Here is a 24,721-nt window from a genome sequence, read left to right on the forward strand (position 1 = left end):
CTCACTCGCTTCCGGCCTGCACGACCACGAGAACCGGTGACGTCCGCGCGCTTTCACCGACCGTGGTTGTCAAGCTCACCACGTAGTACTCCTCGGGCACCGACCGTGCGACCACGATCGGAACGTCGACGCTCGCCGACCCGTCGCCGGAGAACTGGCCCGCCGTTGGCGTCACGGTGATCCCGCGGTCCGAGGCGGCGCCGGTGACCGTGTAACCCCCGTCGCCGAGCATCCGTTGCGCATCGAGTCGCACCGTGCCCGTGCTTCCCGGCGCGATCGTGACGACCGGGTTGGCGACGTTGGCGGTCACCGCCGAACCGCCCGCGCCGAAGGACGGTGGCGCGGAGGATTCGCTTGTGCCCCAATGCCTGTCCGGGTAGGCGGCCAGCGAGAAGGCCAGTTCACCACCCGTGCGAATGAACGACTCGGGCAGCCAGGTGTCATCGGTGGCGCGGCCGTCGACGCGCAGGCCGTTGATGTACTTGAGGTGGTACGGGCCCGACGCGCCGGGCGCCGCGATCCGGATGGTTTTGCCGCCCGGGAGTGCGATCACCGCGCGGTCGAAAAGCGGTGCGCCGACGGTGAGTATCGCCGTTCCGGGTGTGCTCGGATAGAGGCCCAGCGCCGCCCAGACGTACCAGCTGGCCATCGCGCCGAGGTCGTCGTTGCCGGGCTCGCCGTCGGGCGTCGGGCCGAAGAGGCCCCGCACCCGGTCGACGGTGCGCTGTGTCTTCCACGGCTGACCGACGTAGTTGTACAGCCATGGCACCCCGAAGCCCGGTTCGTTGCCGGCCCACAGATAGGGCTCGTTGGGCCCGACGTTGAGTTGCTCGGTGAAGGCGTCGAGGCGCGCGGCCACCGCAGCACGGCCGTGCAGGGCGGCCACCAGGCCCGCCACGTTGTGTGGCACCCACCAGACGTATTGCGCGGCGTTGCCCTCGTCGTAGCCGATCTGACCGAAACTCGACTGCGGCTCGACGAAACCCGGGCCGTCGCGGAAGAATCCGGTCCAGCTGCGCGGTGAGACGTAACCGGTGCTCGGGTTGAACAGGTTCTGCCAATACTGCGACCGGACTTGGAATTCGGCGGCCGTGGTGTCTTCGCCGAGCGAGTCGGCGAATCGCGAGATGGCGAAGTCGTCGACCGACCATTCGAGGGTGATCGACGCGTCGGCGATCCAGCCGTCGAGACCGAATTCCAGCGTGAACGGCGCGTAGCCCCGCTCCAGGTAGGTGGCGATGCCCGGGCGTTCCACATACTTGTTCAGCCCGACCCCGCCCTTGGTGGCGGCATTCACCATGTAGCGCAAGGCCGTTCGGGTATCGAAGCCCTCGGCCCCGAACGCGCGGAAGTTCACGATGAGCGGCACGACGTTGTCTCCACTCATCTCCGCGGTCGCGGCGTTGGCGAACGCCCAGCGCGGCAGCGCGCCGTTCTGCTCGGCGTCGTTCACCAGCGACTGGGCCATGTCGGCGGCACGGTCCGGGAAGAGGAGCGCCTGCAACGCCGCAAGGCAGCGGTAGGTGTCCCAGTCGGAGAAGTTGGCGTACTGCGTGCGCCCCGCGGCCACGGTGTGCACGGCGTTGTCGAACCCGATGTAGCGCCCGTCCGCGTCGTTGAAGGTGTTGGGGTGCAGGAGGGATCGGTACAGCGAGGTGTAGAAGGTGTTCAGGTCATCGACGTTCCGGCCGGCGACGGCGACGCGTGACAGGGCGGCGTTCCATTCGCTGGCCGCCGCGGCGCGCACGCCGTCGAAGCTCGCGCCGCCCTCGGCCGCCAAATTCGCCCGCGCCCCGTCGATGCCGACGTAGGAGATCGCGGTTCGCACCTCGAGCACCGCGCCGGCCGGAAATTGCACATATCCGCCGCTGTACGGCGAATTCGCGCTGCGAGCACCGGGATAAACCGCGAGGCCGTCCCATGCGCCGTAGGCGGTGAACGGCTGGTTGAACTTCATCGCGAAATAGACGGTGTATGTGTTGTTCTTGCCACAGAATCCACCGCTGGTGGCCCAGCCCGTGATTGTCGTGTTGTCCTCGCCGATCTGGATGGTCGCACGGGAGTTGCCCGCCAGCGACGCGCCGGACCGCACCTGCAGCAGGGCCGGGCGGCCGTTGCGCGGGTAGCTGAACCGGCCGACACCGGTGCGCGTCGTGGCGGTGAGTTCGGCCTTCACCCCGGTCTCCGGGAACCGCACCGCGTAATAGCCCGGCACGCCCTGTTCGGTGTCGTCGTGGGCGATTCGCTCCCAGGACGTCCAGGGTTGCCCGCCAATTCGGTGGCCGGTGGGCAGCATTGAGATGTCACCGAACGCCGCGCAGCCCACCGAGGCGTGGGTCATGCTGAACCCGCTTGCCCGCGGGTTGTCGTAGTTGTAGCCGGCGTAGTTGCCTACGGTGTCCGGCGAGTACTGCACCATTCCGAACGGCACGGTGGCGCCCGGGAAGTTGTTGATCTCGCCTACCGTCCGGCCGCCCGTCCCGGTGCCGATGAGCGTGGCGACGTGGTCGACGGGGTTGGTCACCATTGCGGGCTCGCCGTCGTAGGCCATCGGTGGGGCCGCGGCGATGAACGCTATGAAGACGACCGACGCCGCGAGTATCGCGACGATCGTCCTTCGTGCCCGCATACCTGTCTCTTACTGGACAACTGCGCATTGAGTGGGCGTTTTCCGACCGAATTAAATAACGATTTGCGGGGCGATCACGGGAGGCCCGAAAAGATAAAAAAGATACCGGCAAACACGCGCGCCATTTCGGCTACTGTCATCTCGGCGTGGCCGGCGCTGGTACCGGCCCCAATTTTCGGGAGATTGGATCGATGAAACATTTGACAACAGCAACCATTTCTGTGGCGCTGAGTTTGGCGCTCGTCGGCTGCGGCAGCGACCACAAATCCGGCAATCAATCGACGACATCGACGACCACATCCACCTCGACGTCCACCGCGTCGTCCGGGACCAGCGCGGCGCCGGCGGCCAAAGCCAAATACACCATCGCCGACTACGTGAAGGACAACAACATCACGGAGACCCCCGTTCATCACGGCGATCCCGGCCCGAGCGTCGACCTGCCGGTGCCGAACGGTTGGCAGATCAACCAGAACGCCGGCACGTCGTATGGCGGCATCGTCTTGACCCAGCCCACCAATCCCTCGGACCCGCCCACCGTTTCGGCGCTGTTCTCCAAGCTGGCGGGCAACGTCGACCCGGCGAAGATCATTCAGTACGCCCCGGGAGAGGTGCAGAACCTGCCCGGGTACCAAGGCAGCGGCGACGGCGTCGCGTCCACGCTCGGCGGTTTCCAGGCGTGGCAGCTCAGCGGCACATATCAGAGGGATGGCGCCACCCGCGTCATCGCGCAGAAGACGGTGGTGATTCCCAGCCAGGGCGCGGTCTATGTGCTCCAGCTCAACGCCGAGGGCCCGCAGGCCGACCAGGGCCCGTTGATGGACGCCACCAACATCATCGACGACCAGACCACGATCACGCCCTGACGAGGACCGTGCTGCCGTCGCGGGGGCCCTCCGCGACGGCGTCGCCTGGGTTCTAGGCGGCGCAACCCGATTGGCTTACGGTGAGCGCATGGCCGAGCAGTCGTACCAGATAGAGGCGGGGCATCCCCCGTCGGCGCTGATGCGCATCGTCAACCCGATCATGGGTGTCCTGCTGCGCACCCCGCTCGCCGGTCCCGCCCGCAAGCAGCTGATGGTGCTGAGCTTCACCGGGCGAAAAACGGGCCGGCCGTTTTCAATTCCGTTGAGTGCCCACGTGATTGACGGTCAGCTCTACGCGCTGACCGGCGCACCCTGGAAACAGAACTTCCGCGACGGTGCACCGGCTCAAGTCGTCTACGACGGCAAGACGACCGCGATGCGGGGCGAGCTCATCCGTGACCGCGCCGTCGTGTCCGACCTCTTCCTGCGCTGCGCCGAGTCCTACGGCGTCCAGCGCGCGCAGCGGATGACCGGACTCAAGTTTCGCGATCACCGCATACCCACGCGCGACGAGTTCGCCGAAGCGGTCGGCCGAATGCACCTGGGCGCGGTCCGTCTGACCCCGGTGGGATAGCCGCTCAGTCGTGGGTGCCGGAGACCCGCTCGTGCGCGGTGAGCAGGCGCTGGTCGAACCGTGCGCGCGACGTGATGACTTCCCTGCCCACCTCGGAGAAGTCCTTCGCGATCTGCTCGGCGAGCGCGCTCAGCTTCATGTTGCGCACCTGGGACAGGGATTTGAGCAGGTTGAACGCCGCCAGCTCGTCGACGTCGTAGACCAACATCAACATGCCCTTGGTCCGGTCGATGGCGCCGCGACGCTCGGCGATCTCGGCCACCTGCTCGCTGATGCGCTCCTCGCGCTTGCGGCTTTGTGTCGGGGTGACATCCACGTAGAAGCCGTGGGTGCCGACGACCTCGCCGGTGCTGTCGCAGAACTGATCGCCCACCACGACCACCTCGTGGGTGTTGCCGCGCGTGTCCACGATGCGGTGCCTGGTGCTGAACGCTTGCCGGCGTTCGACCATGTCGCTGATGGTCGCGGCGACCTGGTTACGGTCGGCCGGGTGCTTGTGGGCGATCACCAGCTCCGTCGTCGGGGTCACCGTCCCTGGTTCATAGCCATGCATCCGGTGCACCTGTTCGGACCATTCCCAACGCTGGTCCTCGAAATAGAAGCGAAACCAGCCGGCCCGCTGCGGGGTGCCGCCTGCGAGCGCCTGCTCAACCGCCGCGGTCTGGCCGTCTAGTTCCCACGCCACCACAGTGCACGCCCCGTGTCTGACTTCGCCGATCGCCGCTCCTGCGACGCCTGCAAGATGGCGTCGCATTCCTTTAGCCGCACCTCGGACACGCGGCACAGTTCGCGTGATCGGTCGAGCTGCTGCTGGGAGCGCTGCATGGCGCTGGCGACCGAACGCTGCAGCGACCTCGCGGCGGTCCTGTACGTGCCCGCGCCCGTCACGGAGCCGCGCCGCAGGGTTTCCCGCAGCGCGGTCATGCGGCGCGCCGCTCGAACGCGATGGGCCTTCTGCCGGCAGGCCGACGAGCAATAGACCGCGTCGGACCGGGCCGAGAAGCCCGCCCCGCACACCGCGCACGTCATCCCCCGCATAGCCGTTACGTTACACCTAACTGTCCCGCGTTACGCCTAGTACGCCACGGTCGGGGTGCGCCCGATCCACTCAGGCGTCTCCAACTCGTCGAGGATGAACGCCGCGAGGTCGGCGCGGGACAGCGTCCAGCCTCCCCGCGGGTTGCGTCCGTCTTCGACGCGGTAGTCGCCGGTCGCACGGGCGTCGGTCAAGCGGGCCGCGCGGACCAGGGTCCACCGCAGGTCGCTCTCCCGCACGATGGCCTCCATGTCACGCATGTCGGCGTACACCTCGCGTAGGAACAGCGGGCGAATCACTGCGCGGTAGACAAGAGGCAGCCCCGGGTCATGAAAATTGACGCCGCGCGAGGAGACGCAGATGAATCGGCGAATCTGTTGGCGCCGTAGGGAATTGACAATATTGCGGGTGCCTGCCGAGAACAACCGATTGGGATGACGCCCCGCACTGGCGATGGCCGAGATGACGGCCTCTGACTCGTGGACCGCGGCATCCACCGCAGCCGGGTCGCGGACGTCAGCGGCGGCGGTGCTGAATCGCCCGGTACCCGACCACTTCGCCGCGATGCCGGTGAGCGCCTCTGGATCCCGCGCGACAGCGGTGACGTGGTGCCCCCGCGTCAGCGCTTGATCGACGATGTGCGCCCCGGTTCGACCGGTGGCGCCGAATACCGTCACGGCACTCACCGTCGTACCTTGATTCGCTCCAGGGTCCGATCGACGCGATACACAGCGAGATCGGATGTCGAGCAGTCGTTTACAACATCGATGTGTTCGCGGAACCGGTCGTCTTGGAAAGCCGCGGTGAAGTGATCCGTCGATGCCCACTGCACGAATTCGGCGAGGAGCGGATCGCGTTCGGCGGTCAGGAAGCTAGCCGAGACGAAGCCCGGGAGGTACTGGATGTAGTCACGCGTTTCGCTCTGGTTGTATGCGTTGAGCCAGCCTTGCTTGCCCGGCACGGGTTCAATGGTGATGATGCCGGTGAGCAGTTGGCTGCCCGGTTGCGGCACCTGAATGACGGCGCGGCCGAGGCCGTCGCCGCTCACCACGGCATCGACCCGATAGAGCTGGGTGCTGATCACGTTGAGCTGCCGGGTTTCCCGATGCCGGGCAGCCGGATGGCCCACGGCTGTCGGGTCCTCGAGCAGGGCCCTGGCGTCGGCCCCGTCGTCCCATTGCAGGTACTCCACGACGCGCTCGGTGCCGGGTGTGGCCGGCGCCCCCGCCGCGGCCACCCTGGTGAACCAGACCCCGCCGGCGAAATCGGTCCTGCCCGTGGCGAATTCCTCGGCAGTGGCACCCAAGGATGCCAGCACCGAACCGTGCGCCTGGGGTACCACGTCGAATGTTGTCAGCACACCCAGAGCCATCGGCGTGGCGGTCTCGATGATCATCGGAATTCGCCGTGAGCCGCGTCGGCGAAGAACCGCGACTCCGCCGGAGGTTCAGGGATCGCCATCACAAGACTCCGCTCCTAGTGTCAGGTTCCTTACATATAGACCGTAGCACACATGTAAGGTTCCTAACATGACGGAAGTAGAGCGCGGTCCGGGATACCTCGTCAAACGGGTGCAACAGTCCCTGCGACGACGTTGCGATTCGGCGCTGAAGCCGACGGGACTGTCGATGGCTCAGTACTCCGTACTGCGGGCACTTGCCGCCCATCCCGAGGCGTCGGCAGCGGAACTGGCGCGTCTCTGCTTCGTCACGCGGCAGTCCCTGCAGGACGTGCTGAAAACACTGCGGGCTGAGGGACACGTGGAGCCATCCAGCGCACCGGTGCGCGGTCGCGCACGCTCACTGCAACTCACGCCGCGGGGTGCACGACTCCTCGCAGGCGGGGACTCGGCGGTGAACCAGGTCGAATCGATGATGCTGCAGGGAATGTCGGTCGCAACGCGCAACCGACTCGCTGAGCTCTTGATGCAATGCGCCGAGAACCTCGAAGCCGCAGATGCCGCCACCGTCGAGTGACGCACCCTAAGTGACCTCGCCCCTCAGGCGACGCTTCTCAGCGAGAGCCATTAGGGCCCACTACAAGTCGTCGCGCCCCGCTGCGCATCACGACAAAGAAGGAGCCACGCCGACGTGCCGTTGCGCGCCAGCCACCTCGGCGCTATGGTCGTGATTACTCAAGCTACCTTGATCAAGTTCGGCTGATTGAAGATGAGAGACCCAGCCGGGCCTTCAGGATTCAACGATCGCCGAAAGAGGCAACTGTCATGACACATCCCGTCGCTGGTCTGCAGGGCAGAAGTGCCCTAATTACCGGATCAACCCGCGGCATTGGAGAGACGATCGCACAGCGATTTGCCGATGCCGGCGCGCAAGTGGTGATCACAGGTCGCACCGAATCGGCAGGCGCGGCCACCCAAGAACGGATTCGCGCGTCCGGCGGTGAGGCGACCTTTGTCGCTATGGACATCGGGATCGAAGGCGACGTTGCCCGCGCCGTCGAGGTCGCGGTCAGCACCTACGGACGACTTGACATTCTGGTCAACAACGCCGCTCCGACCGATGTGGTCGTCGGCGGCGACAATGACGTCGCAACGCTGAGTACCGACAAGCTGAGCGCGATCATCACCCCGGGAATTTTCGGACAATTCTGGGCCTGCAAGTACGCTCTGCCACATCTGATCAAGACGGGCGCAGGCGTGATCGTCAACGTCTCCGCGTCGAGTTCCCTGATCGGCGTGCCCAAATCGGCCGGATATTCCGCGGTAAAGGGCGCAATGAACGCACTGAGCCGTCAGATCGCGGTCGATTTCGCCTCGGCGGGGGTGCGGTCCAACACCATCATCACCGGGCCGATCCTCACCGATAACGCGCAGGCCCTGCTGGATGCGAATCCCGAAGCCGCAGAGGCTTTCGCATCGATGTTGCTGACGCGGCCCGGACGACCCGTTGACATCGCCGAGGCGGTTGTGTTCTTGGCCTCCGACGCCGCTGGTTTCATCACAGGCATCGAGTTGCCGGTCAACGGAGGACTGCTGGCCACCCGCAACATTCCTGCGGTCAGTCAGTTGCAGCGGAAATAGCGGGGCCAACAGCGAAACACGGTTCTGGTTCCAAAGGTGGCGGCCATGCGATTCGCGACTCGGGGCTGCTGACTTCCGGTAGCCGCCGGGAAGAATAACTCAAGCGGCTTTGATCAAGACGGCTTGGGGAAGCCCTGCTGCGGATATCCTGCGACCTGTGACTGCTGACGACACCTACCGATCAGCCGCCCGCGCCGCGCATGATTTGCGGGTGGTATTCAGCCGGCTGCGTCGCCAACTTCTGGCGAGCGCAGACGATTCGGAACTGACTGCCCCACAGCTGGCCATACTCAGTCGGCTCGGCAAAGAGGGACCAATGTCAGCCGCCGATCTCGCCCACCTCGAGAAGGTGCGACCGCAAGCCATCACACCCATCCTGAGTGCGCTTGCGGCCAAGCGGCTCATCAAACGACGGCCCGATCCGACCGACCGCAGGCGAATAGTGGTGTCGCTCAGCGCCGCCGGACAGAACGTGATCACCGGGCGAAACCGGATCGCTGATGAGTGGTTGACCAACGCACTTTCTCGCCACTGCACCCAACGCGAGCGACAAGCCATTATCGACGCGATGGCTGTGCTAGACCGGGTGACCACCGCCGCGGCGACCGAACCGCAGAACTGAGCAGCGATTGAGCCCGTTCTACTACAACCCAGTGCCGTCCATCAGGTGAGATTGACAGCCTGGTTTGATCAAGCTACCTTTATTATATGCCTGCCGAGCCATTCGCTGACCCAAACTCCCTGGCACGGAATGCTCGCGTCGTCGTTGTCGGGACTGCCGACAATGGCCGTTCGGGAATCCTGACTGACCAAACGGTGCAACCCGAAGCGATATCCTTCACCGACGCGGTGACCAGAGCCGCGCTCGAGTGGAGATCAGCCGACCAACCTCCGCGCGAGGCCGCCGTGCTCTTCTGCCAGCTATGGCCGCTCAGCAAGGCCACCGCGCCCGAAGGTTCACCCCCGGCCACTGGCGATGGCGAAATCAGCTGGAGCATCACCTCGGTCGGGCCGAACAGCTACATTCCCTTGCATGCGACGTCCAGCGTGGACCACTGCCTGGTACTCAGCGGCACCGTCGCGATCGAATCCGAGACCGGCGAAGCGTGGCTTCGAACCGGCCACGCCGTGACCATCATGGCCGCGTCCCACGCGTGGCGTGCGGGACAGAACGGCTGCACGATCGCCACCCTGAGCCGGCACATCGCACGGCGCTAGGCACCGCGGTCACATGAGCGTAGGTGGCGACAACTGCCCCGGCTGAGGCCAATTGCTGAACGCCTCGGCATAGCTATGGCTCATCACCTCGAGCACGGTGCCCCACGGATCGGTGGTGTATGCCAGCATCCAGGGCCGGCCGGGCACGAAATGGTATGGCGCCGTCAGCAACGTGCCGCCCTGGTCGACGATGCGGTCGACCATGCCCGCGACGTCCGGGTGGGTGATGCATAAGTGCCACAGTCCGCGATCGAGCCAGGGCGCCGACTCCTCCGGCGACCGCGGTCCGCGCGTGGGCGGGTCAACGAACTGGAAGAGCTCGATACCAACCGAATTCGCGCTCAGCAGATGGGCTTGCCAGGCGCGGCGAAACGCGCTGCCGAACACGCCGGCGGCCTCTGGGTGCCCGCCGGAGTCAAGCTCCCGCGGGCCCATGATGCAGCGGAAGCCGAAGACCGCCCCGTACCAGTCGATCGCCGCGTTGATATCAGGGACGGTCACCCCCACGTGATTGACGGCAAGGCCGGCCATTGGTTCCAGTGACATCAGTGATTCCTTTCGCCTGAGTAGTCACCAGGGCACATCGCCGGCGTCCCAGCGTTTTTGAACGTCGGGGTACAGCGAAGCGAGGTCGTGGGGCAGCGACGCCTTGACGTGCCGGGTCCTGTCGTCGGTCAGCACCTCCTCGTCACCGCGCTGAATCGCAGCCAGCGTCTGGGAAGCGACGTCGCCAGGCGAAAGCTTCGCTTCCGCCACGGCGTCCGCCATGTCGGTGTCGATCCACCCCGCGTGCACGCCGACGACGAGGGTTCCCTGCGCGCGCAGCTCGACGCGAATCGCGTTGGTCAGGGCCCACTCGGCAGATTTCGACGCCCCGTAAGAACCGTTGAACGGATTGGCGAACCAACTGGCGATCGACAGCATGTTGACCAGCGCGCCGCCGCCTTGACGGGCAAGCACAGGTGCGAATGCGCGGCACATCGCCAGTGTGCCAAAGTAATTGGTTTCCATCTCGCTGCGCGCCGCGCTCAGGTCCGGCGAGGCTAGCAGGGGACTTCGCAGCATCGCCCCGGCGTTGTTGATCAGCACTGTGACGTCTGGGCACCCGGATGCCGCGCGTCGGATGTCATCCGAGTTAGTGATGTCCAGGCTGATCGGGACGACCCGGGCACCGTCGAAGTCGACCGCGTCAGGATTTCGTGCCGCCGCGTAAACGCGGGCCGCGCCCCGGTCGAGCAGCTCTTGCACGAACGCCTTCCCGAGACCGCGGTTAGCCCCGGTCACCAATGCGCGCGCCCCCGCGATGGCAACGCCACCGCGCGAATTGACTGTCCCCTCGTTCATGTCCAGTTCTCCCTTCGAGTTACGAGCCGGTGGCAAGCCCGGCGCCGTGGGCCGCCATCGCGTACAGCGCGACGTAGTCAGACTCGCCGTATCCGTGGCCGATTGCGGTCTGGAGCAGTTGGTGGGTGCTCGCGGCGATCGGCATCGGAACCTCCAGCGCCCGCGCCGCTGCCAACCCAAGGTCGAAGTCTTTGCGCATGCCCGCGGTGGTGAAGGTGGGTTCGTAGTCGCGGGCGCGAATCGCTTTGCCCTTGGCCGAAACCAACTTCGAGCCCAGAACCGAGCCGTCGATGAAATCGAGAAACACAGCGGGTGCCACGCCCCCCTTCTCCGTGAGAGTCGTCGCCTCGGCCAATGCTTCGGTGATGATGCCCACCAGAAGGTTATGGGCAAACTTGACCAGTAGCGCCTCCTCGCCCGTACCGGCGTAGGTCACGCCGGATGCCACCGCCTCCAGATAGGGCCGCGCGGCATCGAAGACATCCGCTGGGCCCGAAGCAACAATGGACCCGGATCCGCTCGCAATCGCTTCCGGGTTGCCGCTGACGGGTGCCGACAGAAACCCGACGTTGTGTAGTGCGGCCTCGGTTCTGACCTCGGCGGCGGCCTCGGCGGACACCGTCGAACAATTCACGATGATGCGCGGCGCGGGCCGGCGGCTCAACAACCCATCGGGGCCGACCGTGACGGCCAGAAGGTCTGCTGAAGACATCACGGTGACAAACACCATGTCGCAACGGCCCAACGCGCCCAGAGTGTCCGCGCGGGAAGCGCCCAAGTTCACCAGCGGCGCGGTTTTCGATGCCGTCCGATTCCAGACGGTCACCGCGACGCCACTCGAGATCATGCGGGCCGCCAGAGCACTCCCCAACCGGCCGGTACCCAGCCAACCTATCCGAATGTCGGGATCCATGCTGTCTCAACTCCTCGTCGGTTGCCATCGCCTTGTCTGTTTTACAGTACGCTTCTGTACAGGATACTGCACATCACGCCATGGGCAGCATTGTGCCAAAACGCGACTCTGCCGCGCTTGACGAAGTATTCCCCCCGGACCACGGCCGCTGTTGTGTACCCTGACCCGGAAGCTGCCGTACAAGATAGTGGACGGTCGGAGCAATGGTGACAGAAGAAGAATCAACGCCGCACGTGGCCGATGGGGCGCCAGGACTCGGCCCGCGGCTTCGACAGCTCCGGAATGCGCGGGGTCTCTCAGTGCGGGAACTGGCGCGCCGGGCCGGCTGCTCCGCGAGCCTGGTCTCGCAGGTGGAACGCGGAGTCACCACACCGTCCGCCAGCGTCGTCTACGCACTGGCCAACGAGCTTGGCATCTCGCTGGACTTCCTGTTCGGCGCCGGCGACCCACCAACTCCCCGCCGGGCATCGTCCGCGCCCGGCGATGCGCTTGCGGCGCCACCCGCTGCATTCCACCAATGGGGTCGTGCCAGCGGCGCCAACGGAACGGGGATCGTGCAACGAGCCGGCGATCGCAGCGTCATCGAACTCTCGACGGGGGTCCGCTGGGAGCGACTCACACCGACGCACGACGAGTGGGTCGACTTTCTCGAGGTGATCTACACCCCCGGTGGCCAATCGAGCGATGGCGGTCAGGCCGTACGGCACGACGGCCGCGAGTACCTTTACGTTCTGCAAGGAGAGTTGGAAGCCGTCATCGGCTTCGACACCCTGCAACTGCATGCGGGCGACTCGCTCGCCTTCGACCCCGCGACGCCACACCAATACCGCAACCGCACAACCGAAATTGCGCGCGCTTTATCCGTCGTCGTGCACAACCCCACGAGGTGAGGTGTCCGCAACAATTTCAGCGCCGATCTGGTGGGGTCCCGCGCCGGCGGCGGCGCGGGTGCGGGTGATGACCGGCGGCTCGAAGCCGGCGTCGCGCACCGCGTGTCGCACCGCCTCATCAACGGCGCCGATCCGGGCGGCCGGCACCAGCGCGATCACGCAGCCGCCGAACCCGCCGCCGGTCATCCGTGCGCCCAGCGCGCCGGCCCGCACCGCGGTGTCGGCGATCAGGTCGATGTGTCCGGTGGTGATCTCGAAGTCCTCCCGCATGGACGCGTGTGAGGCGGAAAAGATCCGCCCGGCTTCGCCGAAGTCCGAATCACGCAGTGCCGCAACGCAGTCGAGCACCCGCTGATTCTCGGTCAGCACGTGGCGGGCCCGGCGGGCGTCGACCGGGTCGCGGACGGCGGCGGTGCTCGACGGCCCGCGGTCGCCGACCTCGCGCAACGACGACGCCCCGAGGTCCGCGGCCGCCCGCTCGCACGACGCGCGGCGCGCGGCATAGTCGCCGCCGGCGTGACTGTGGCGGGCGCGGGAGTCGATCAGAAGTAGCGCGACACCGGCGGCGTCCGGGTCGAAGGCCACCGGGTGGACCGTCACGTCGCGGAAATCGATCAGCAGCGCCGTCGCCGGCCGGCCGAACAGTGAGGCCAGCTGGTCCAGCAAACCCGTTGGGGCGCCGACGTACTCGTTCTCGGCGCGCTGGGCCAGCCGCGCCTGTCCGATGCGGTCGATGCGCGCCCCTGCGGCCGTAGCGATCGCCCCCAGCGCCGCGCACTCCAGCGCCGCCGACGACGACAGGCCAGACCCCATTTCCACATCGCTGGTGACGCGCATCGCGCCGCCGGGCACCGGGTGGCCTGCCTGTCGCAGCGCCCACACCACCCCGGCCACGTAGGCGGCCCAGCCCGACACGTCGCCAGGGGTGGTGTCCAGCGCAATGCGCACCGACCCGGCCACGCGGTCGCTGCCCACAGTGATGGCGTCGCCGCCGTCGGGCGTGAACGTCACCACCGTGCGCTGCGGCAGCGCGATCGGCAGCGCGAACCCCAGGTTGTAGTCGGTGTGCTCCCCGATCAGGTTGACCCGTCCGGGCGCGGCGTAGCGGACGGTCATCCGAGCTCGCGCAGCCGCCGGGCCACGCTTTCGGGCGTGACATCGCTGATGAACGCGTCCATCGCCGACTCGGAGGCGGCCAGGTACTTGAGCTTGGTGGCGCTGCGGCGGATCGACAGCAGCTCGACGTGGAAGTAGCCGTCGGCCTGGGCCTCGGTGTCGGCGTACTGGTGCAGCGCCGAAATATAGGGCAGCGGCGCCGAATACATCCGGTCGAATCGCCTCAGCACGTCCAGGTAGATCCGCGCGAAGCCGTCCCGTTCGTCCTCGTCGAGCTCGGTGATGTTGCGCACGAACCTGTTCGGGTAGATGTGCACCTCGACCGGCCACCGCGCGGCGAAGGGCACGAACGCGGTGAACCGGTCATCGCGCGCGACGATTCGGCTGCCGTCGGCGGTTTCGGCGGCGAGTAGGTCGCCGAAGAGGTTGCTGCCGTGGCGCATTCGGTGCTCGCGGGCCTGCCCGAGCATGGCGGCGGTGCGCGGCGTCAGGTACGGGTAGCCGTAGATCTGGCCGTGCGGATGGGTCAACGTCACCCCGATTTCCTCGCCGCGGTTCTCGAAGCAGAACACCTGCTCGACGCCCGGGGTGGCCAACAGATCGGCGGTGCGGTGCCGCCACGCCTCGATGACCAGCCGGGCGTGCGCGGTGTGCAGCCCCGCGAAGGAGCCGGTGTGGTCGCTGGAGAAGCAGATCACTTCGCTGCGGCCGTGCCCCGGTGCGGACACGAAACCGTCACCGGCGGACGCGAGCGCCGGGCCGGCACCGGACAGGCTGGGGAACCGGTTCTCGAACACCACCACGTCGTAGTCCGGCGCGGGCACCTCGCTGGTCAGCCCGGTCGGGCCCGGGCACAGCGGGCACTGGTCCGGGGGCGGCTTGTAGGTGCGATCCTGGCGCAGCGCCGCGACGATCACCCACTGCCCCGTGGTGTGATCGAACCGCAGCTCGGACTGCTGGCCGCCGCGCGCCGGCAGCGGCCTGCGGTCTTCGACCGGCGCGGGTCGGTGCCCGGGCAGCGCGAAGAAAAGCAGGTCACGGCCGTCGGCCAGCCTCGCCCGCGTCGGCGCTGTCACGATGTCGAAGACTAGCTGGTGCCGAAGTTCGGGTAACCATGATGCGTTCAGCAGGACAGAAGGGGGGCGCGGCGATCACCGACTTCTACGAACAGGCCCGCAACTGGTTGATCGGCTCCGATCCCGGTCTGCTACGGCTGAGCATGGCGACGCGGACGACGGCCGCGCTCGGCTGTTCCCTGCTGGCCCTGTACGCGCTGACTCGGGCGACCGGACAACCGCTGACCGTGGCGTTGCTGGGCGTCGTCATCACGATGGTCGCCTCGCGGTCGGTCAACGAGCCGGACCCGCGGCAGCAGCGGATCACCATGGCGCTGCTGCCCGTACCCGCCGCCGTGTCCATCACGGCCGCGGCGGCGCTCGCGCCGCACCAGGTGGTCAGCGACGCGGTGTTCGTGCTCGTCGTGTTCACCGCCGCCTACATCCGCCGCTTCGGGGCGCGTGGCCGGGCGCTGGGCATGGTCGCGTTCATGTCCTACTTCTTCACGCTGTATCTGCGCGCCAGCCTCTCGGAGCTGCCCTGGCTGATCGGGGCGGTCGCAGTGGGCACGGTGTGCACGTTCGTGATGACCACCTACGTCATGCCCGATCGGCCGGAGCGCGTGTTGCGGGCGACCATCCGGGCGTTGCGGGCGCGGATGGCGATCGTCGTCGACACCACCGCCGACGCCGTCCGCACCGGCCGCCTCGACGAACGGCGCCGGCGCCGCATGCGGGCGCGCACCACCCGGCTCAACGAGACCGCCCTGATGGTGCAGAGCCAGATCGAGGACAAGGCCGACCCCGCCGTGCTGTGGCCGGGCGTCACCGCCGAACAATTGGCCCCCTGGCTGCTGGACGCCGAGCTGGCCATCGAATGGGTGGCCACGGCCGGGCGGCGGGCCGCCGCGCTCATGTTTGAGGACCCGAGCGCGATACCCGCAGCGACGCGGGCCGCGCTGGTCGACGCGCTCTCCCGGCTGGCGCGGGCTATCCGCCTGCCCGAGCCCGACGGCCTCCGGCAGGCCGCCGCGCGGGCGCAACGACTGCTGGACGAGCAATGCGGCGCCGCCGGTGACGACCCGGGCAGCGCCGCCGTGCGCCGCCTCGCCCTGGCGATCATCAACGCCGCCACGGCGACTTCCGACGTGCGGGCCATCGTCGACCGCGCGGCGACCGGCGGGGCGGGCGCCCTGGAAAGCCCGGACAGCGAGCGGCCGCCGGCCGCCGACGCCGCACCGCCGGACACCCCCGCCGAGGCCGCCGACGACGCACCTTCGCAGGGCCTGCGGCCGACCACCCGGCAAGCCATCCAGGTTGCCGTCGCCGCGTCGCTCGCCATCGTCACGGGCGAGCTGGTGTCGCCCGCCCGCTGGTACTGGGCGGTGATCGCCGCGTTCGTCATCTTCGCCGGCACCAACTCATGGGGCGAAACCCTGACCAAAGGTTGGCAGCGCCTGCTCGGCACCATGCTCGGCGTGCCGTGCGGCGTGCTGGTGGCCACCCTGCTGGCCGGTGACAAGACGGCCGCGCTCGCCGGCATCTTCGTCTGCCTGTTCTGCGCCTTCTATTTCATGACGGTCACCTACAGCCTGATGACCTTCTGGATCACCACCATGCTGGCATTGTTGTACGGCCTGCTCGGGCAGTTCTCGTTCGGCGTGCTGATGTTGCGAATCGAAGAGACCGCCCTCGGCGCGGTCATCGGAGCGACGGTGGCCGTCGTCGTGTTGCCGACGCACACCAGGGAAGCGATCCGCGACGACACCCGCACGTTCCTGGCCAGCCTGGCGGAACTCATCGAGGCGTCCACCGCGACGATGCTCGGCGAGGACGCGAGCAGCAGCCCGTCCGAGCAGGCTCGCCAGCTGGACCGGGACCTGCAGCAGTTCCGCGTGACCGCCAAGCCGCTGCTGGCGGGCGTCGCCGGCCTCGCGGGCCGGCGCAGCATTCGCCGCGCCCTGCGCATCTTCGCGGCGTGCGACCGGTACGGGCGCAGTCTGGCGCGCAGCAGCGAGCGATACCAGGACCCGGTGGGAGCGCAACCGCTCACCTTCGAACTGGCCCAGGCCTTCTCGGCAGCCGCGGCCCAGACGCGGCGCAACATCGACACGCTGGCTGCCGCCATCGGCAGTGGCCGCGCGCCGACCATGGTGTCGGCGGCCGACGAGCTCGACGCCGCCGAAACGCTGGCCCGGCAGCGCGACGGCGAGGCCGGGTCACCGGCGCCCGACACCCGGCGACTCCTCACCGCGGTGCACGCGCTGCGGCAGATCGAGCGGGCCATCGTGACCGCGGCCACCAACCTCGGCGGGCGCGAAACCGCCGCGGCCGAGTTTCACACCGACGGGTTTTACAGGCCTGGCAGGCACGCGGGGAAATAGCACGGCTGGTTGGGCCCCTGGGCCTTTCGGACCAGGTCGAACAGCGCGAGCATGGTTTGCAACAGCCGCAGTTCGACGCCGGGCCGTTGCGCGGGAGGCAGGTTCTGCACGTCGTTGGACACCGTGGTGGACTGCTGCTGCAGCTGCGTCAGCCGTTGCTGGCGTTGCGCCGGGGTGAGGGTGTCCCAGTTGTCGTGCAGGTCGTTCACCTGCCGCTGCAGTTCCGCGACCTCCGCCTCGGGATCGGCTTGCGGGGCGGGGGCCGACGCGTAGAACCGGCTTCCGACGGGCGCCGCCGCGACCTCGGCCTGCGCGCAGCCGGCCGTCGCCAGCGCGCCGGCGACAAGGCCGGTCGCCACCATTGCGGTGATTTTCATGAAGTGTCTTTTCGTTATGGCTCGGCTTTATTGCTCTCAGTAAGACACCTCGGGTTTGCTACCGATCCCAAAAATTGCCACGCGCATCCGATGGCCCACCCAGCCGGCCGCCGGTGCAGGAGTTCGCCGAAGCTGCGCGCCACGGAGCCGATCAAGAACCGGCAGGAGCCATACGGGCGGTCTCGGCGACGGCCGCGGTCGTCGTTCGTCGACGGCATCAAGCACTGGCAGGTGGATCACCGCGGCGCGCGACCGCCGGCGGCGCGCAGAGTCACATGTGCAGCTGGGTGCTGCCCGTGTCGTGGCGGTCGCCGGTCGCGATGAAGTCTTCGATCAGCTCCACCACCTGGTTCGGCGCCTCGACCTGGGCGAAGTGGCCCACGTCGGGCAGGATCTCGAGCCGGGCGTCGGTGCGGGCCTCGTGCGCCGCGTACGCGTGGTCGACGGGGATGATGCCGTCCCGCTCGCCCCAGATCGCCATGACCGGCAAGTCCTCCCGCAGCCGCAGCCTGCTGAGCGCGCTGACCGCCTGCCCGCGGTAGTCCACCACGGACCGCAGCGTCCGCAGGAACGACTGCCGCGTCTCGCCGTCGGACAGCGACGAGTAGGCGCTCCACAGCTCGGCCCCACGCGGCGACTGGATGCCGGCGCTCTTCAGCCACGACCTCAGCCGGTTACCGACCGACAGCACCGGCTTGGGCGCGATGATCGGCAACACCAGTTCCGCCCCGGGCGCCGACAGCAACCGCAGCACCCAGCCGACGTCGGGGCCCAGGCCGCCGCTGCTGATCAGGATCAACCGCTTGGCGTAGTCGGGGTGCTGATAGACGAACTGCATCGCCACCCCGCCGCCGAGCGATTGACCGACCAGGGTGGCCTGGCTGACGCCCAGTTCGTCGAGCAGATCCCGAAGCCAGACCGCGAACGCACCCAGCGAATAGTCGGTGCGCGGTTTCGCCGATTCGCCGTGGCCGAGCAGGTCCGGGGCGATGACCCGGTACTTCTTGGCCAGCGGCGGAATGATCGACCGCCACGTCTCCGAGCTGCCCGCCATGCCGTGGATGAGCAGGAGCACCTCCCCCTCGCCCTCGTCGCGGTAGGCGACCCGGTCGCCGTGCAACTCCAAAAACTTCAACTGGCTCATGGCCCTCTTGTACCCGCTCTGGCGTCGTTTAGGGGCCTGTGGGGCCCAATCTGTGAGGGAAAACGCTTCCGGCCGCCGCAGTGCCGGGGGCCTCAGCAATGATCTAGGGCATGACCGAACCGGTTGCGGCCCGCGTGGCCGTCTACCTCGACTTCGACAACATCGTGATTTCGCGATATGACCAGGTCCACGGTCGTAACTCGTTCCAGCGGGACAAGGCCAAGGGGCTCGAACAGTACGGCGAGCGGCTGGGGCGGGCCACCGTGGACGTCGGCGCCGTCCTCGACTTCGCGTCGTCGTTCGGGACGCTGGTGCTCACCCGCGCCTACGCGGACTGGTCGGCCGACATCAACGTGGGGTATCGCGGACAGCTGGTGGCCCGCGCGGTCGACCTGGTGCAGTTGTTCCCCGCGGCGGCCTACGGCAAGAACGGCGCCGACATCCGGCTGGCCGTCGACGCGGTCGAAGACATGTTCCGGCTGCCCGACCTCACCCATGTGGTGATCGTGGCCGGTGACTCCGACTACATCCCGCTGGCGCAGCGTTGCAAAAGGCTCGGCCGCTACGTGGTGGGGATCGGGGTGGCCGGCGCGTCGAGCCGGGCGCTGGCGGCGGCCTGCGACGAGTTCGTCATCTACGACTCGCTGCCGGGCGTGCCGGCTTTGGAACCAGCCCCCGCCGCCGCGGACGACGCCGAGGCCAAGCCGGCGAAGCGGCGCTCCGGGCGCGCCAAGGAGGCGCCGCCCGGGGAACCCGAGCCGGACGATCCGCAGGCCGCCGCCACGGCGCTGCTGACGCGCGCGCTGCAAATCGGCCTCGAGAGGGACGACGTCGACTGGCTGCACAACTCCGCGGTGAAGGCCCAGATGAAGCGGATGGACCCGTCGTTCAGCGAACGGGCGCTGGGATTCCGGTCGTTCAGCGATTTCCTGCGGTCGCGGTCCGACGTCGTCGAGCTCGACGAGACGTCGACGACGCGGAAGGTGCGGCTGCGTGCGCACGACTGACACCGACGCGACGCCGCACTGGCTCACCCGCAACGTCGGGGTGCTCTCCGGGGTGTCGTTCCTGCAGGACGCCGCCAGCGAACTGTTGTATCCCCTGTTGCCGATTTACCTGACGGCCGTCCTGGGTGCGCCCCCGTCGGTGGTGGGGGCCGTCGAGGGGGCGGCCGAAGGCGCCGCCTCGTTGACGAAACTCGCGTCGGGGCCGCTCGGTGACAGGTTCGCCCGACGCCCGCTGATCGCCACCGGCTACGGCATGGCCGCGCTCGGCAAGGTCATCGTCGCGGTGGCCGGGGCGTGGCCGGGCGTGCTGGCAGGTCGCGTCGTCGACCGGCTCGGCAAGGGCATTCGTGGCGCACCGCGCGACGCGCTACTGGTCGATGGCGTCGACGACGCCTTGCGCGGGAGGGTTTTCGGCTTCCACCGCGCGATGGACACCCTCGGCGCCGTCGTCGGTCCGTTGCTCGGGCTGGTGGGTTACCAGCTGCTGGACCACCGGATCGCGCCGTTGCTGTATGTCGCCATCGTGCCCGCCATCCTGTCGGCGGCGCTCGTCTTCGGCGTGCGCGAGCGGGGGCGCCCCGCCCCCCGGGAGCGGCGGCAGTCAATGTGGGCGGGTGTGCGCTCGCTGCCGCGACCATACTGGCGGGTGACCGCACTCCTGGTGGCCTTCAGCGTGGTCAATTTCCCAGACGCGCTGTTGTTGTTGCGACTCAACGAGATTGGCTTCTCGGTGGTCGGGGTGATCCTGGCCTACGTCGGCTGCAACGCGGTGTATGCGCTGGCCAGCTACCCGGCCGGAGCGCTTGCCGACCGCATCGGCAGGCCGGCGCTGTTCGGCATCGGGCTGGCCTTCTTCGCGGTGGGTTACGTCGGGTTGGGGCTGACCACCGACGCCGTGACGGCATGGCTGCTGATCGGCGCCTACGGGCTGTTCACCGGGTGCACTGACGGCGTCGGCAAGGCGTGGATTTCAGGGCTGGTCGACCCGGGGCATCAGGCGAGCGCGCAGGGCGTCTTCCAGGGTGCCGTGGGCCTGGCCGTCCTGGTGGCCGGGTTGTGGGCGGGCGCCCTGTGGGGTTCGAACGGCCAACTGCCACTGCTCATTTCGGGGATCGCCGGCGGCGTGTTCGCGGTCCTGCTGATCGGCGGCCGGCTGGTCGGCGTGACGCGAAACGCGTAACCCATCCGACCACGACCACCACACACATTGGCCCCAGTGTATGGCGGGCGCCTAGTCCTGGCCCGCAATATCGTTGACACCCCCGTAGTCCGGTCATACATTGTGTGAAAGTTGTCGCGAGCGCGTTGCTCGCGCGACCTCGAGGAGACCGTCATGGCCGTCGGTACCGCCCCCACAAGCGTTTTCGACGCCGACCTGCCGACGCTGGCGTACCTCGCCGAGGAAACCCCCGCCGAGGTCTACCCCCGCCTCCAGGCGGCGCAGCGGCACGCCCCGGTCGCCATGGGCCCGCACGGTCCCGAGATCCTCTCCTACCATCTGGTCCGCTCCGTTCTCCGCGATGCGCGATTCCAAATCCCGCCGGGAATCAACCTGCTCGCCCAGGGCGTGACGTCCGGTCCGTTGTGGGACAAGGTGGTCAACAGCCTGCTGTGCCTGGAGGGCGACGCGCACCACCGGCTGCGCAGCCTGACGTCCAAGGCGTTCACCCCCCGCGCGACCCTGCGGCTACACGACACCATGGTCACCGTGATGAATGGGCTCGTCGACGCCGTCATCGACGCGGGCCGGTGCGACGTCGTCGCCGACCTCGCCCGCCCCTACCCCGTGCCGATCATCTGCGCCTTGCTCGGCGCCCCGCGCGAGGACTGGCACCTGTTCTCCTCGTGGGCGGACGACGTCTTCAAGGCCTTCAGCTTCAGCGTCGACATCCGGGAGGTCGAGCCCGTCGTGATGCGCGCGTGGGGCGAGCTCGACCACTACGTCGACGACATGGTGGCCCGGCGGCGGCACAGCCTGACCGACGACCTGCTCTCCGACCTGATCCGCGCCGAGGACCCGACCCTTCCAGGCGACCGGCTCGACACCGCCGAACTGCGAATGCTCGCGGGCGGCCTGCTCCTGGCGGGGACGGATACCACCCGCAACCAGGTGGCGGCGTCGGTGCACGTCCTCTGCGAGCACCCCGAGCAATGGGCACTGCTCAAAGAGCACCCGGAGCTGGCGATGCGCGCCGTCGAAGAGACGATGCGCCACTCGCCGATCGCGGGCGGAACCCTGCGCCTGGTGGTCGAGGACGCCGAGCTGGACGGCTACCTCTTTCCCGCCGGCACGATGGTCCTGGTCAACACCGCCGCCGCCAACCGCGACCCCGCGGTGTACGTCGACCCCGACCGGGTGGACATCACCCGCGAGGGCGCCCCGCCCATCTTGACCTTCGGCGGGGGTGTGCACTACTGCCTGGGCGCCAACCTGGCCCGCCGCGAGATCGCCGAAGCGCTGACCGTCATCGCGGGCCGCCTGCTCGACCCGCGCACCGCCGGGCCCGTCCCGTGGAAGCCGATGGTGAGCCTCAGCGGCCCGAAGAGCCTGCCCATCGAGTTCGACCGATAACCGGCCGGCGGGCGCGGTGTGACGTAGACCGCCGGACCCGACTCGCGGTTGCTGCCGGCCCGCTTTACGCTCACTGGTTACACGAACTTAACGGGGGTTTTTGATGCGTGCGTCTCCTGGGCAAACTGTGCTCAAATGTGGGCCTGCCCTCGCCGCGCTGGTCGCCTGCCTGGCCCTCGGGTCGTGTTCGGAAACCGCGTCGCCTCCCGCGGCGACGCCCACCACCTCGACTTCTTCGGCGAAAACCGCCCCCAGCGCCGTCGCCGCGCCCGCTCCCATCACCGGTCCGTTGGAGAAGGATTGGAAGATCTACGGCGGAACGGCGTACTTCGGATGCCCGGAGAAATTCTCCGCCAGCAAATCCGCGCTCGACGACATCCGCCCGAAAATATTCGATACGAAGACCGGGCAATACGTCGCGCCGGCCCTCCCGGTCGTTCCCGCCGGCGAGAACCTGACCGGCGCGATCTGCGCGCTCACGGGCACGGCGGAGGACATGCGCGTCGTCTACATCGTCACGACCGTCAAGCCCGCCCAGGCCCAACAAGCCGCCGTCACCAAGGCGACCGCGTACGCCTACGACTTCAAGGCGGGCCAACCGCTGGCGACCAAGGAGCTGCAGCCGCCGACACCGGATTTGAAGCTGACCGCGCCGAAGGACTGGTCGTTGTCCTCGACCGCGTCGGGCGTGGCGTGGATCAACGCCTTCACCGACGGGCACGCCCCCAATTCGCCTCCGCGGACCGTCATCCTGTCCGGCACCGACCTGTCGATGCCGTGGAACGATCCGCAATCGGGGCGCGCCTGGCAGGACGTCCTCGCGTTCCAGCGCAACACCGACCCCGCCAAGAGTTCGGGCGCCGAGCTGCGCCGGCCCAGCGGGGAGGCGATCTATCAGGACAACGACATCCGCAGCGTGGACGCCGAATTATCCGACGGCCCAAACAGATTGGTCAAGATCACGCGCTGGGATTCCTACAACCCGCCGGTCCTGTCGACGATGTTCTACGACCTGAACGCGAAGGCCGTCATCAAGGTCGGCGACTCCGACCGCATTCCCGGCGGCGGGCTGTCCGCGACCTTGTCCGACGGGAAACTGTTTGTCGACGGCCATGATTCGGACAGTTCCCCGTTCGGCTTCGGGGTGTGGAACCTGCGCAGCCAGCAGTGGGATTTCCTGAAGACCCGCGACGACGCGAAAAAGATGTCGATCGCCAAGGTGGCGTTCTTCGAAGACCACCTCTATATCACCAACGTCGGCAACACGTTCGCCGTCCTCGCGCTGCCCGCCACCGATCCGATCGCGACCACCTGGTCGGTCCGGCCCTTCGCGCGGATCTCTGGCTGGACGTTGATATGCCGCGGCGAGAATGCCGTGGCGCTGAACGGCGATTGCAAGGACATCGTGATGGTGCAGGACCAGGACGGGCACTTCCCCGGACCCTGGACCTGAGGCCGGCTGCAGCGACTTCAGGCGTCGATCACCAAGCGACCGCCGTTGGCCCGCGAGACGCAGACCAGCATTTCGCCGTCGCCCTCCGCGGCGCGTCCGCGGCGATCGACCTCCCCGGCAAGCACTTTCACCTTGCAGGTGCCGCAGAAGCCTTGCTGGCAGGAGTAGGCGGTCGTCGGGTCGCCGTCGAGCATGACGTCGAGCGCAGAGCGGTTCGCCGGCACGCTGAGCACGCGCCGCGAACGGGCGAGCTCCAGCTCGAACGGGACGCCGTCGACGACGGGCGGCGGCCCGAATCGTTCGTAATGCAGTGGCGCGTCGGCGTATTGGTCGCGCACCGTGCGCACCGACTCCAGCATGGCCGTCGGGCCGCAGACGTAGACGGCCGTCGTCGGCCCGGCATCGGCGAGCAATTCGGAGGCGGCGGGCATGCGGCCGCGTTCGTCGTCGGCCCACACGGTGACCCGCTCCGGCGCGACAGCCAACACCTCGTCGAGCAGCGGCATGTACTCCCGGCTTCGGCCGGCATACACGGCGCGCCAATCAATCCCGCGCTGCTGGGCGAGTGAGATCATGGGCAGGATCGGTGTCACGCCAATGCCGCCGATCACGAACAGCACCTCGCGCTCGTCGGTGACCAGATAGAACGCGTTGCGGGGCCCCTCGAATTCGATCGTGTCGCCCACATCGAAGGTGTCGTGCATTTCGATCGAGCCGCCGCCGCCATCGGCGATCCGGCGCACCGCAACGCGGTAGTCGGTGCGCCGCCCGGGGGGGCCGCACAGCGAGTACTGGCGCCGGCGCCCCGAAGCCAGCCGAATGTCGATGTGCGCGCCGGGAGTCCACGACGGCAACAACCCGCCATGTGCGTCGGCGATCGTCAGCGCGACGACGTCGGGCGAAAGCAGTTCGCGCTTGGTGACCACCGCGGTGGTGGCCCGCCGCACCGGCACCACCCGCGACGGGTCCCAGCGCGACGCCGACGCCAAGCCCCCGAACAGGGTGCCCACCCCCCACAACGCCGTATAGAGGCGGTCGCGCTTGCGGCGACCGTACAAATCGGCGGGCCTGCTGCTCCAAATCGTCTGTGCCACAGCAATATC

25 protein-coding genes are annotated in these 24,721 nt (G+C 67.9%); 12 read left to right on the forward strand and 13 right to left on the reverse strand.

Going from position 1 to position 24,721, the window contains the following annotated elements:
• Nucleotide 1 precedes the first annotated feature (1 nt).
• Entirely contained in the window at nt 2–2,629 is a 2,628-nt protein-coding gene (locus ACEL92_RS23295) for a GH92 family glycosyl hydrolase (protein ID WP_374022952.1), read from the reverse strand.
• Nucleotides 2,630–2,820: 191 nt separating this feature from the next.
• Between ACEL92_RS23295 and ACEL92_RS23300 the strand changes: the two genes are divergently transcribed.
• Together ACEL92_RS23300 and ACEL92_RS23305 are read left to right on the forward strand one after the other, a co-directional pair.
• Nucleotides 2,821–3,495, forward strand: a complete 675-nt coding sequence (locus tag ACEL92_RS23300) for an LpqN/LpqT family lipoprotein (protein WP_374022953.1) — start codon at nt 2,821–2,823, stop codon at nt 3,493–3,495.
• 88 nt (nt 3,496–3,583) lie between these two features.
• Complete coding sequence (locus ACEL92_RS23305) at nt 3,584–4,069, forward strand: hypothetical protein (RefSeq protein WP_374022954.1); 486 nt, start codon at nt 3,584–3,586, stop codon at nt 4,067–4,069.
• Nucleotides 4,070–4,073: 4 nt separating this feature from the next.
• Here ACEL92_RS23305 and ACEL92_RS23310 read toward each other — a convergent pair whose 3' ends face one another.
• From ACEL92_RS23310 to ACEL92_RS23325, 4 genes are read right to left on the reverse strand one after another with little or no spacing between them, the layout of a single operon-like run.
• Nucleotides 4,074–4,754, reverse strand: coding sequence for a PAS and ANTAR domain-containing protein (locus tag ACEL92_RS23310; RefSeq protein WP_374022955.1), 681 nt, complete (start codon nt 4,752–4,754; stop codon nt 4,074–4,076).
• Complete coding sequence (locus ACEL92_RS23315) at nt 4,739–5,107, reverse strand: hypothetical protein (protein ID WP_374022956.1); 369 nt, start codon at nt 5,105–5,107, stop codon at nt 4,739–4,741. Before ACEL92_RS23315 ends, ACEL92_RS23310 begins: the two co-directional genes overlap by 16 nt.
• 36 nt (nt 5,108–5,143) lie before the next feature.
• The gene (locus tag ACEL92_RS23320) at nt 5,144–5,791 is read right to left on the reverse strand and encodes an NAD(P)-dependent oxidoreductase (RefSeq protein ID WP_374022957.1); all 648 of its coding nucleotides are present in this window, start codon (nt 5,789–5,791) and stop codon (nt 5,144–5,146) included.
• Nucleotides 5,788–6,501 carry a hypothetical protein gene (locus ACEL92_RS23325; RefSeq protein ID WP_374022958.1) on the reverse strand — a complete coding sequence of 238 codons (714 nt, stop codon included), beginning with the start codon at nt 6,499–6,501 and terminating at the stop codon, nt 5,788–5,790. Before ACEL92_RS23325 ends, ACEL92_RS23320 begins: the two co-directional genes overlap by 4 nt.
• 133 nt (nt 6,502–6,634) lie before the next feature.
• On the opposite strand from ACEL92_RS23325, the gene ACEL92_RS23330 reads away from it, so the two are divergent.
• The 4 genes from ACEL92_RS23330 (at nt 6,635) to ACEL92_RS23345 (ending at nt 9,363) form a co-directional block, all read left to right on the forward strand.
• Complete coding sequence (locus ACEL92_RS23330; RefSeq protein ID WP_374022959.1) at nt 6,635–7,081, forward strand: MarR family winged helix-turn-helix transcriptional regulator; 447 nt, start codon at nt 6,635–6,637, stop codon at nt 7,079–7,081.
• Nucleotides 7,082–7,329: 248 nt separating this feature from the next.
• Nucleotides 7,330–8,145, forward strand: coding sequence for an SDR family NAD(P)-dependent oxidoreductase (locus ACEL92_RS23335; RefSeq protein WP_374022960.1), 816 nt, complete (start codon nt 7,330–7,332; stop codon nt 8,143–8,145).
• Nucleotides 8,146–8,254: 109 nt separating this feature from the next.
• Entirely contained in the window at nt 8,255–8,767 is a 513-nt protein-coding gene (locus tag ACEL92_RS23340; protein ID WP_374022961.1) for a MarR family winged helix-turn-helix transcriptional regulator, read from the forward strand.
• An 86-nt stretch (nt 8,768–8,853) separates the two neighbouring features.
• Complete coding sequence (locus tag ACEL92_RS23345; RefSeq protein ID WP_374022962.1) at nt 8,854–9,363, forward strand: hypothetical protein; 510 nt, start codon at nt 8,854–8,856, stop codon at nt 9,361–9,363.
• Between the two features lie 9 nt (nt 9,364–9,372).
• Here the strand turns inward: ACEL92_RS23345 and ACEL92_RS23350 are convergent, their stop codons facing one another.
• Genes ACEL92_RS23350 through ACEL92_RS23360 form a run of 3 tightly spaced genes read right to left on the reverse strand, consistent with a single transcriptional unit; the run spans nt 9,373 to nt 11,620 of the window.
• Nucleotides 9,373–9,909, reverse strand: coding sequence for a VOC family protein (locus ACEL92_RS23350; RefSeq protein ID WP_374022963.1), 537 nt, complete (start codon nt 9,907–9,909; stop codon nt 9,373–9,375).
• Nucleotides 9,910–9,933: 24 nt separating this feature from the next.
• Entirely contained in the window at nt 9,934–10,707 is a 774-nt protein-coding gene (locus ACEL92_RS23355; protein WP_374022964.1) for an SDR family oxidoreductase, read from the reverse strand.
• Nucleotides 10,708–10,726: 19 nt separating this feature from the next.
• Nucleotides 10,727–11,620 carry an NAD(P)-dependent oxidoreductase gene (locus ACEL92_RS23360; protein WP_374022965.1) on the reverse strand — a complete coding sequence of 298 codons (894 nt, stop codon included), beginning with the start codon at nt 11,618–11,620 and terminating at the stop codon, nt 10,727–10,729.
• A 203-nt stretch (nt 11,621–11,823) separates the two neighbouring features.
• Between ACEL92_RS23360 and ACEL92_RS23365 the strand changes: the two genes are divergently transcribed.
• Nucleotides 11,824–12,510 carry a helix-turn-helix domain-containing protein gene (locus tag ACEL92_RS23365; RefSeq protein ID WP_374022966.1) on the forward strand — a complete coding sequence of 229 codons (687 nt, stop codon included), beginning with the start codon at nt 11,824–11,826 and terminating at the stop codon, nt 12,508–12,510.
• Here ACEL92_RS23365 and ACEL92_RS23370 read toward each other — a convergent pair.
• Nucleotides 12,478–13,626, reverse strand: coding sequence for a galactokinase (locus ACEL92_RS23370; RefSeq protein WP_374022967.1), 1,149 nt, complete (start codon nt 13,624–13,626; stop codon nt 12,478–12,480). The two genes, ACEL92_RS23365 and ACEL92_RS23370, sit on opposite strands and share 33 nt — an antisense overlap.
• Entirely contained in the window at nt 13,623–14,702 is a 1,080-nt protein-coding gene (gene galT / locus ACEL92_RS23375) for a galactose-1-phosphate uridylyltransferase (protein WP_374022968.1), read from the reverse strand. The genes ACEL92_RS23370 and galT overlap by 4 nt, the downstream gene beginning before the upstream one ends.
• A gap of 107 nt (nt 14,703–14,809) precedes the next feature.
• Between galT and ACEL92_RS23380 the strand changes: the two genes are divergently transcribed.
• Nucleotides 14,810–17,065, forward strand: a complete 2,256-nt coding sequence (locus ACEL92_RS23380; protein WP_374026351.1) for an FUSC family protein — start codon at nt 14,810–14,812, stop codon at nt 17,063–17,065.
• Here ACEL92_RS23380 and ACEL92_RS23385 read toward each other — a convergent pair.
• Nucleotides 17,035–17,442: a hypothetical protein gene (locus ACEL92_RS23385; protein ID WP_374022969.1), complete on the reverse strand. Its 408-nt coding sequence runs from the start codon at nt 17,440–17,442 to the stop codon at nt 17,035–17,037. The genes ACEL92_RS23380 and ACEL92_RS23385 overlap by 31 nt on opposite strands.
• A gap of 271 nt (nt 17,443–17,713) precedes the next feature.
• Nucleotides 17,714–18,586, reverse strand: coding sequence for an alpha/beta fold hydrolase (locus ACEL92_RS23390; protein ID WP_374022970.1), 873 nt, complete (start codon nt 18,584–18,586; stop codon nt 17,714–17,716).
• Nucleotides 18,587–18,696: 110 nt separating this feature from the next.
• Here ACEL92_RS23390 and ACEL92_RS23395 point away from each other — a divergent pair, with 110 nt between their 5' ends.
• The 4 genes from ACEL92_RS23395 to ACEL92_RS23410 all read left to right on the forward strand — a co-directional run bounded on the left by ACEL92_RS23395 (nt 18,697) and on the right by ACEL92_RS23410 (nt 23,618).
• Nucleotides 18,697–19,593 (forward strand): NYN domain-containing protein, encoded by an 897-nt coding sequence (locus ACEL92_RS23395; protein ID WP_374022971.1) that lies wholly within the window; start codon nt 18,697–18,699, stop codon nt 19,591–19,593.
• Entirely contained in the window at nt 19,580–20,773 is a 1,194-nt protein-coding gene (locus tag ACEL92_RS23400) for an MFS transporter (RefSeq protein ID WP_374022972.1), read from the forward strand. Before ACEL92_RS23395 ends, ACEL92_RS23400 begins: the two co-directional genes overlap by 14 nt.
• Before the next feature lie 153 nt (nt 20,774–20,926).
• On the forward strand, nt 20,927–22,165 hold the full coding sequence (locus ACEL92_RS23405; protein ID WP_374022973.1) for a cytochrome P450: 1,239 nt from the start codon (nt 20,927–20,929) through the stop codon (nt 22,163–22,165).
• 103 nt (nt 22,166–22,268) lie between these two features.
• Entirely contained in the window at nt 22,269–23,618 is a 1,350-nt protein-coding gene (locus tag ACEL92_RS23410; RefSeq protein WP_374022974.1) for a hypothetical protein, read from the forward strand.
• Between the two features lie 17 nt (nt 23,619–23,635).
• Here the strand turns inward: ACEL92_RS23410 and ACEL92_RS23415 are convergent, their stop codons facing one another.
• A complete protein-coding gene (locus tag ACEL92_RS23415) occupies nt 23,636–24,718 on the reverse strand; it encodes a 2Fe-2S iron-sulfur cluster-binding protein (protein ID WP_374026352.1) in 1,083 nt (360 codons plus the stop codon).
• Between the last annotated feature and the right edge of the window lie 3 nt (nt 24,719–24,721).

Source organism: Mycobacterium hainanense, assembly GCF_041890355.1.
Taxonomy (GTDB): Bacteria; Actinomycetota; Actinomycetes; order Mycobacteriales; family Mycobacteriaceae; genus Mycobacterium; species Mycobacterium hainanense.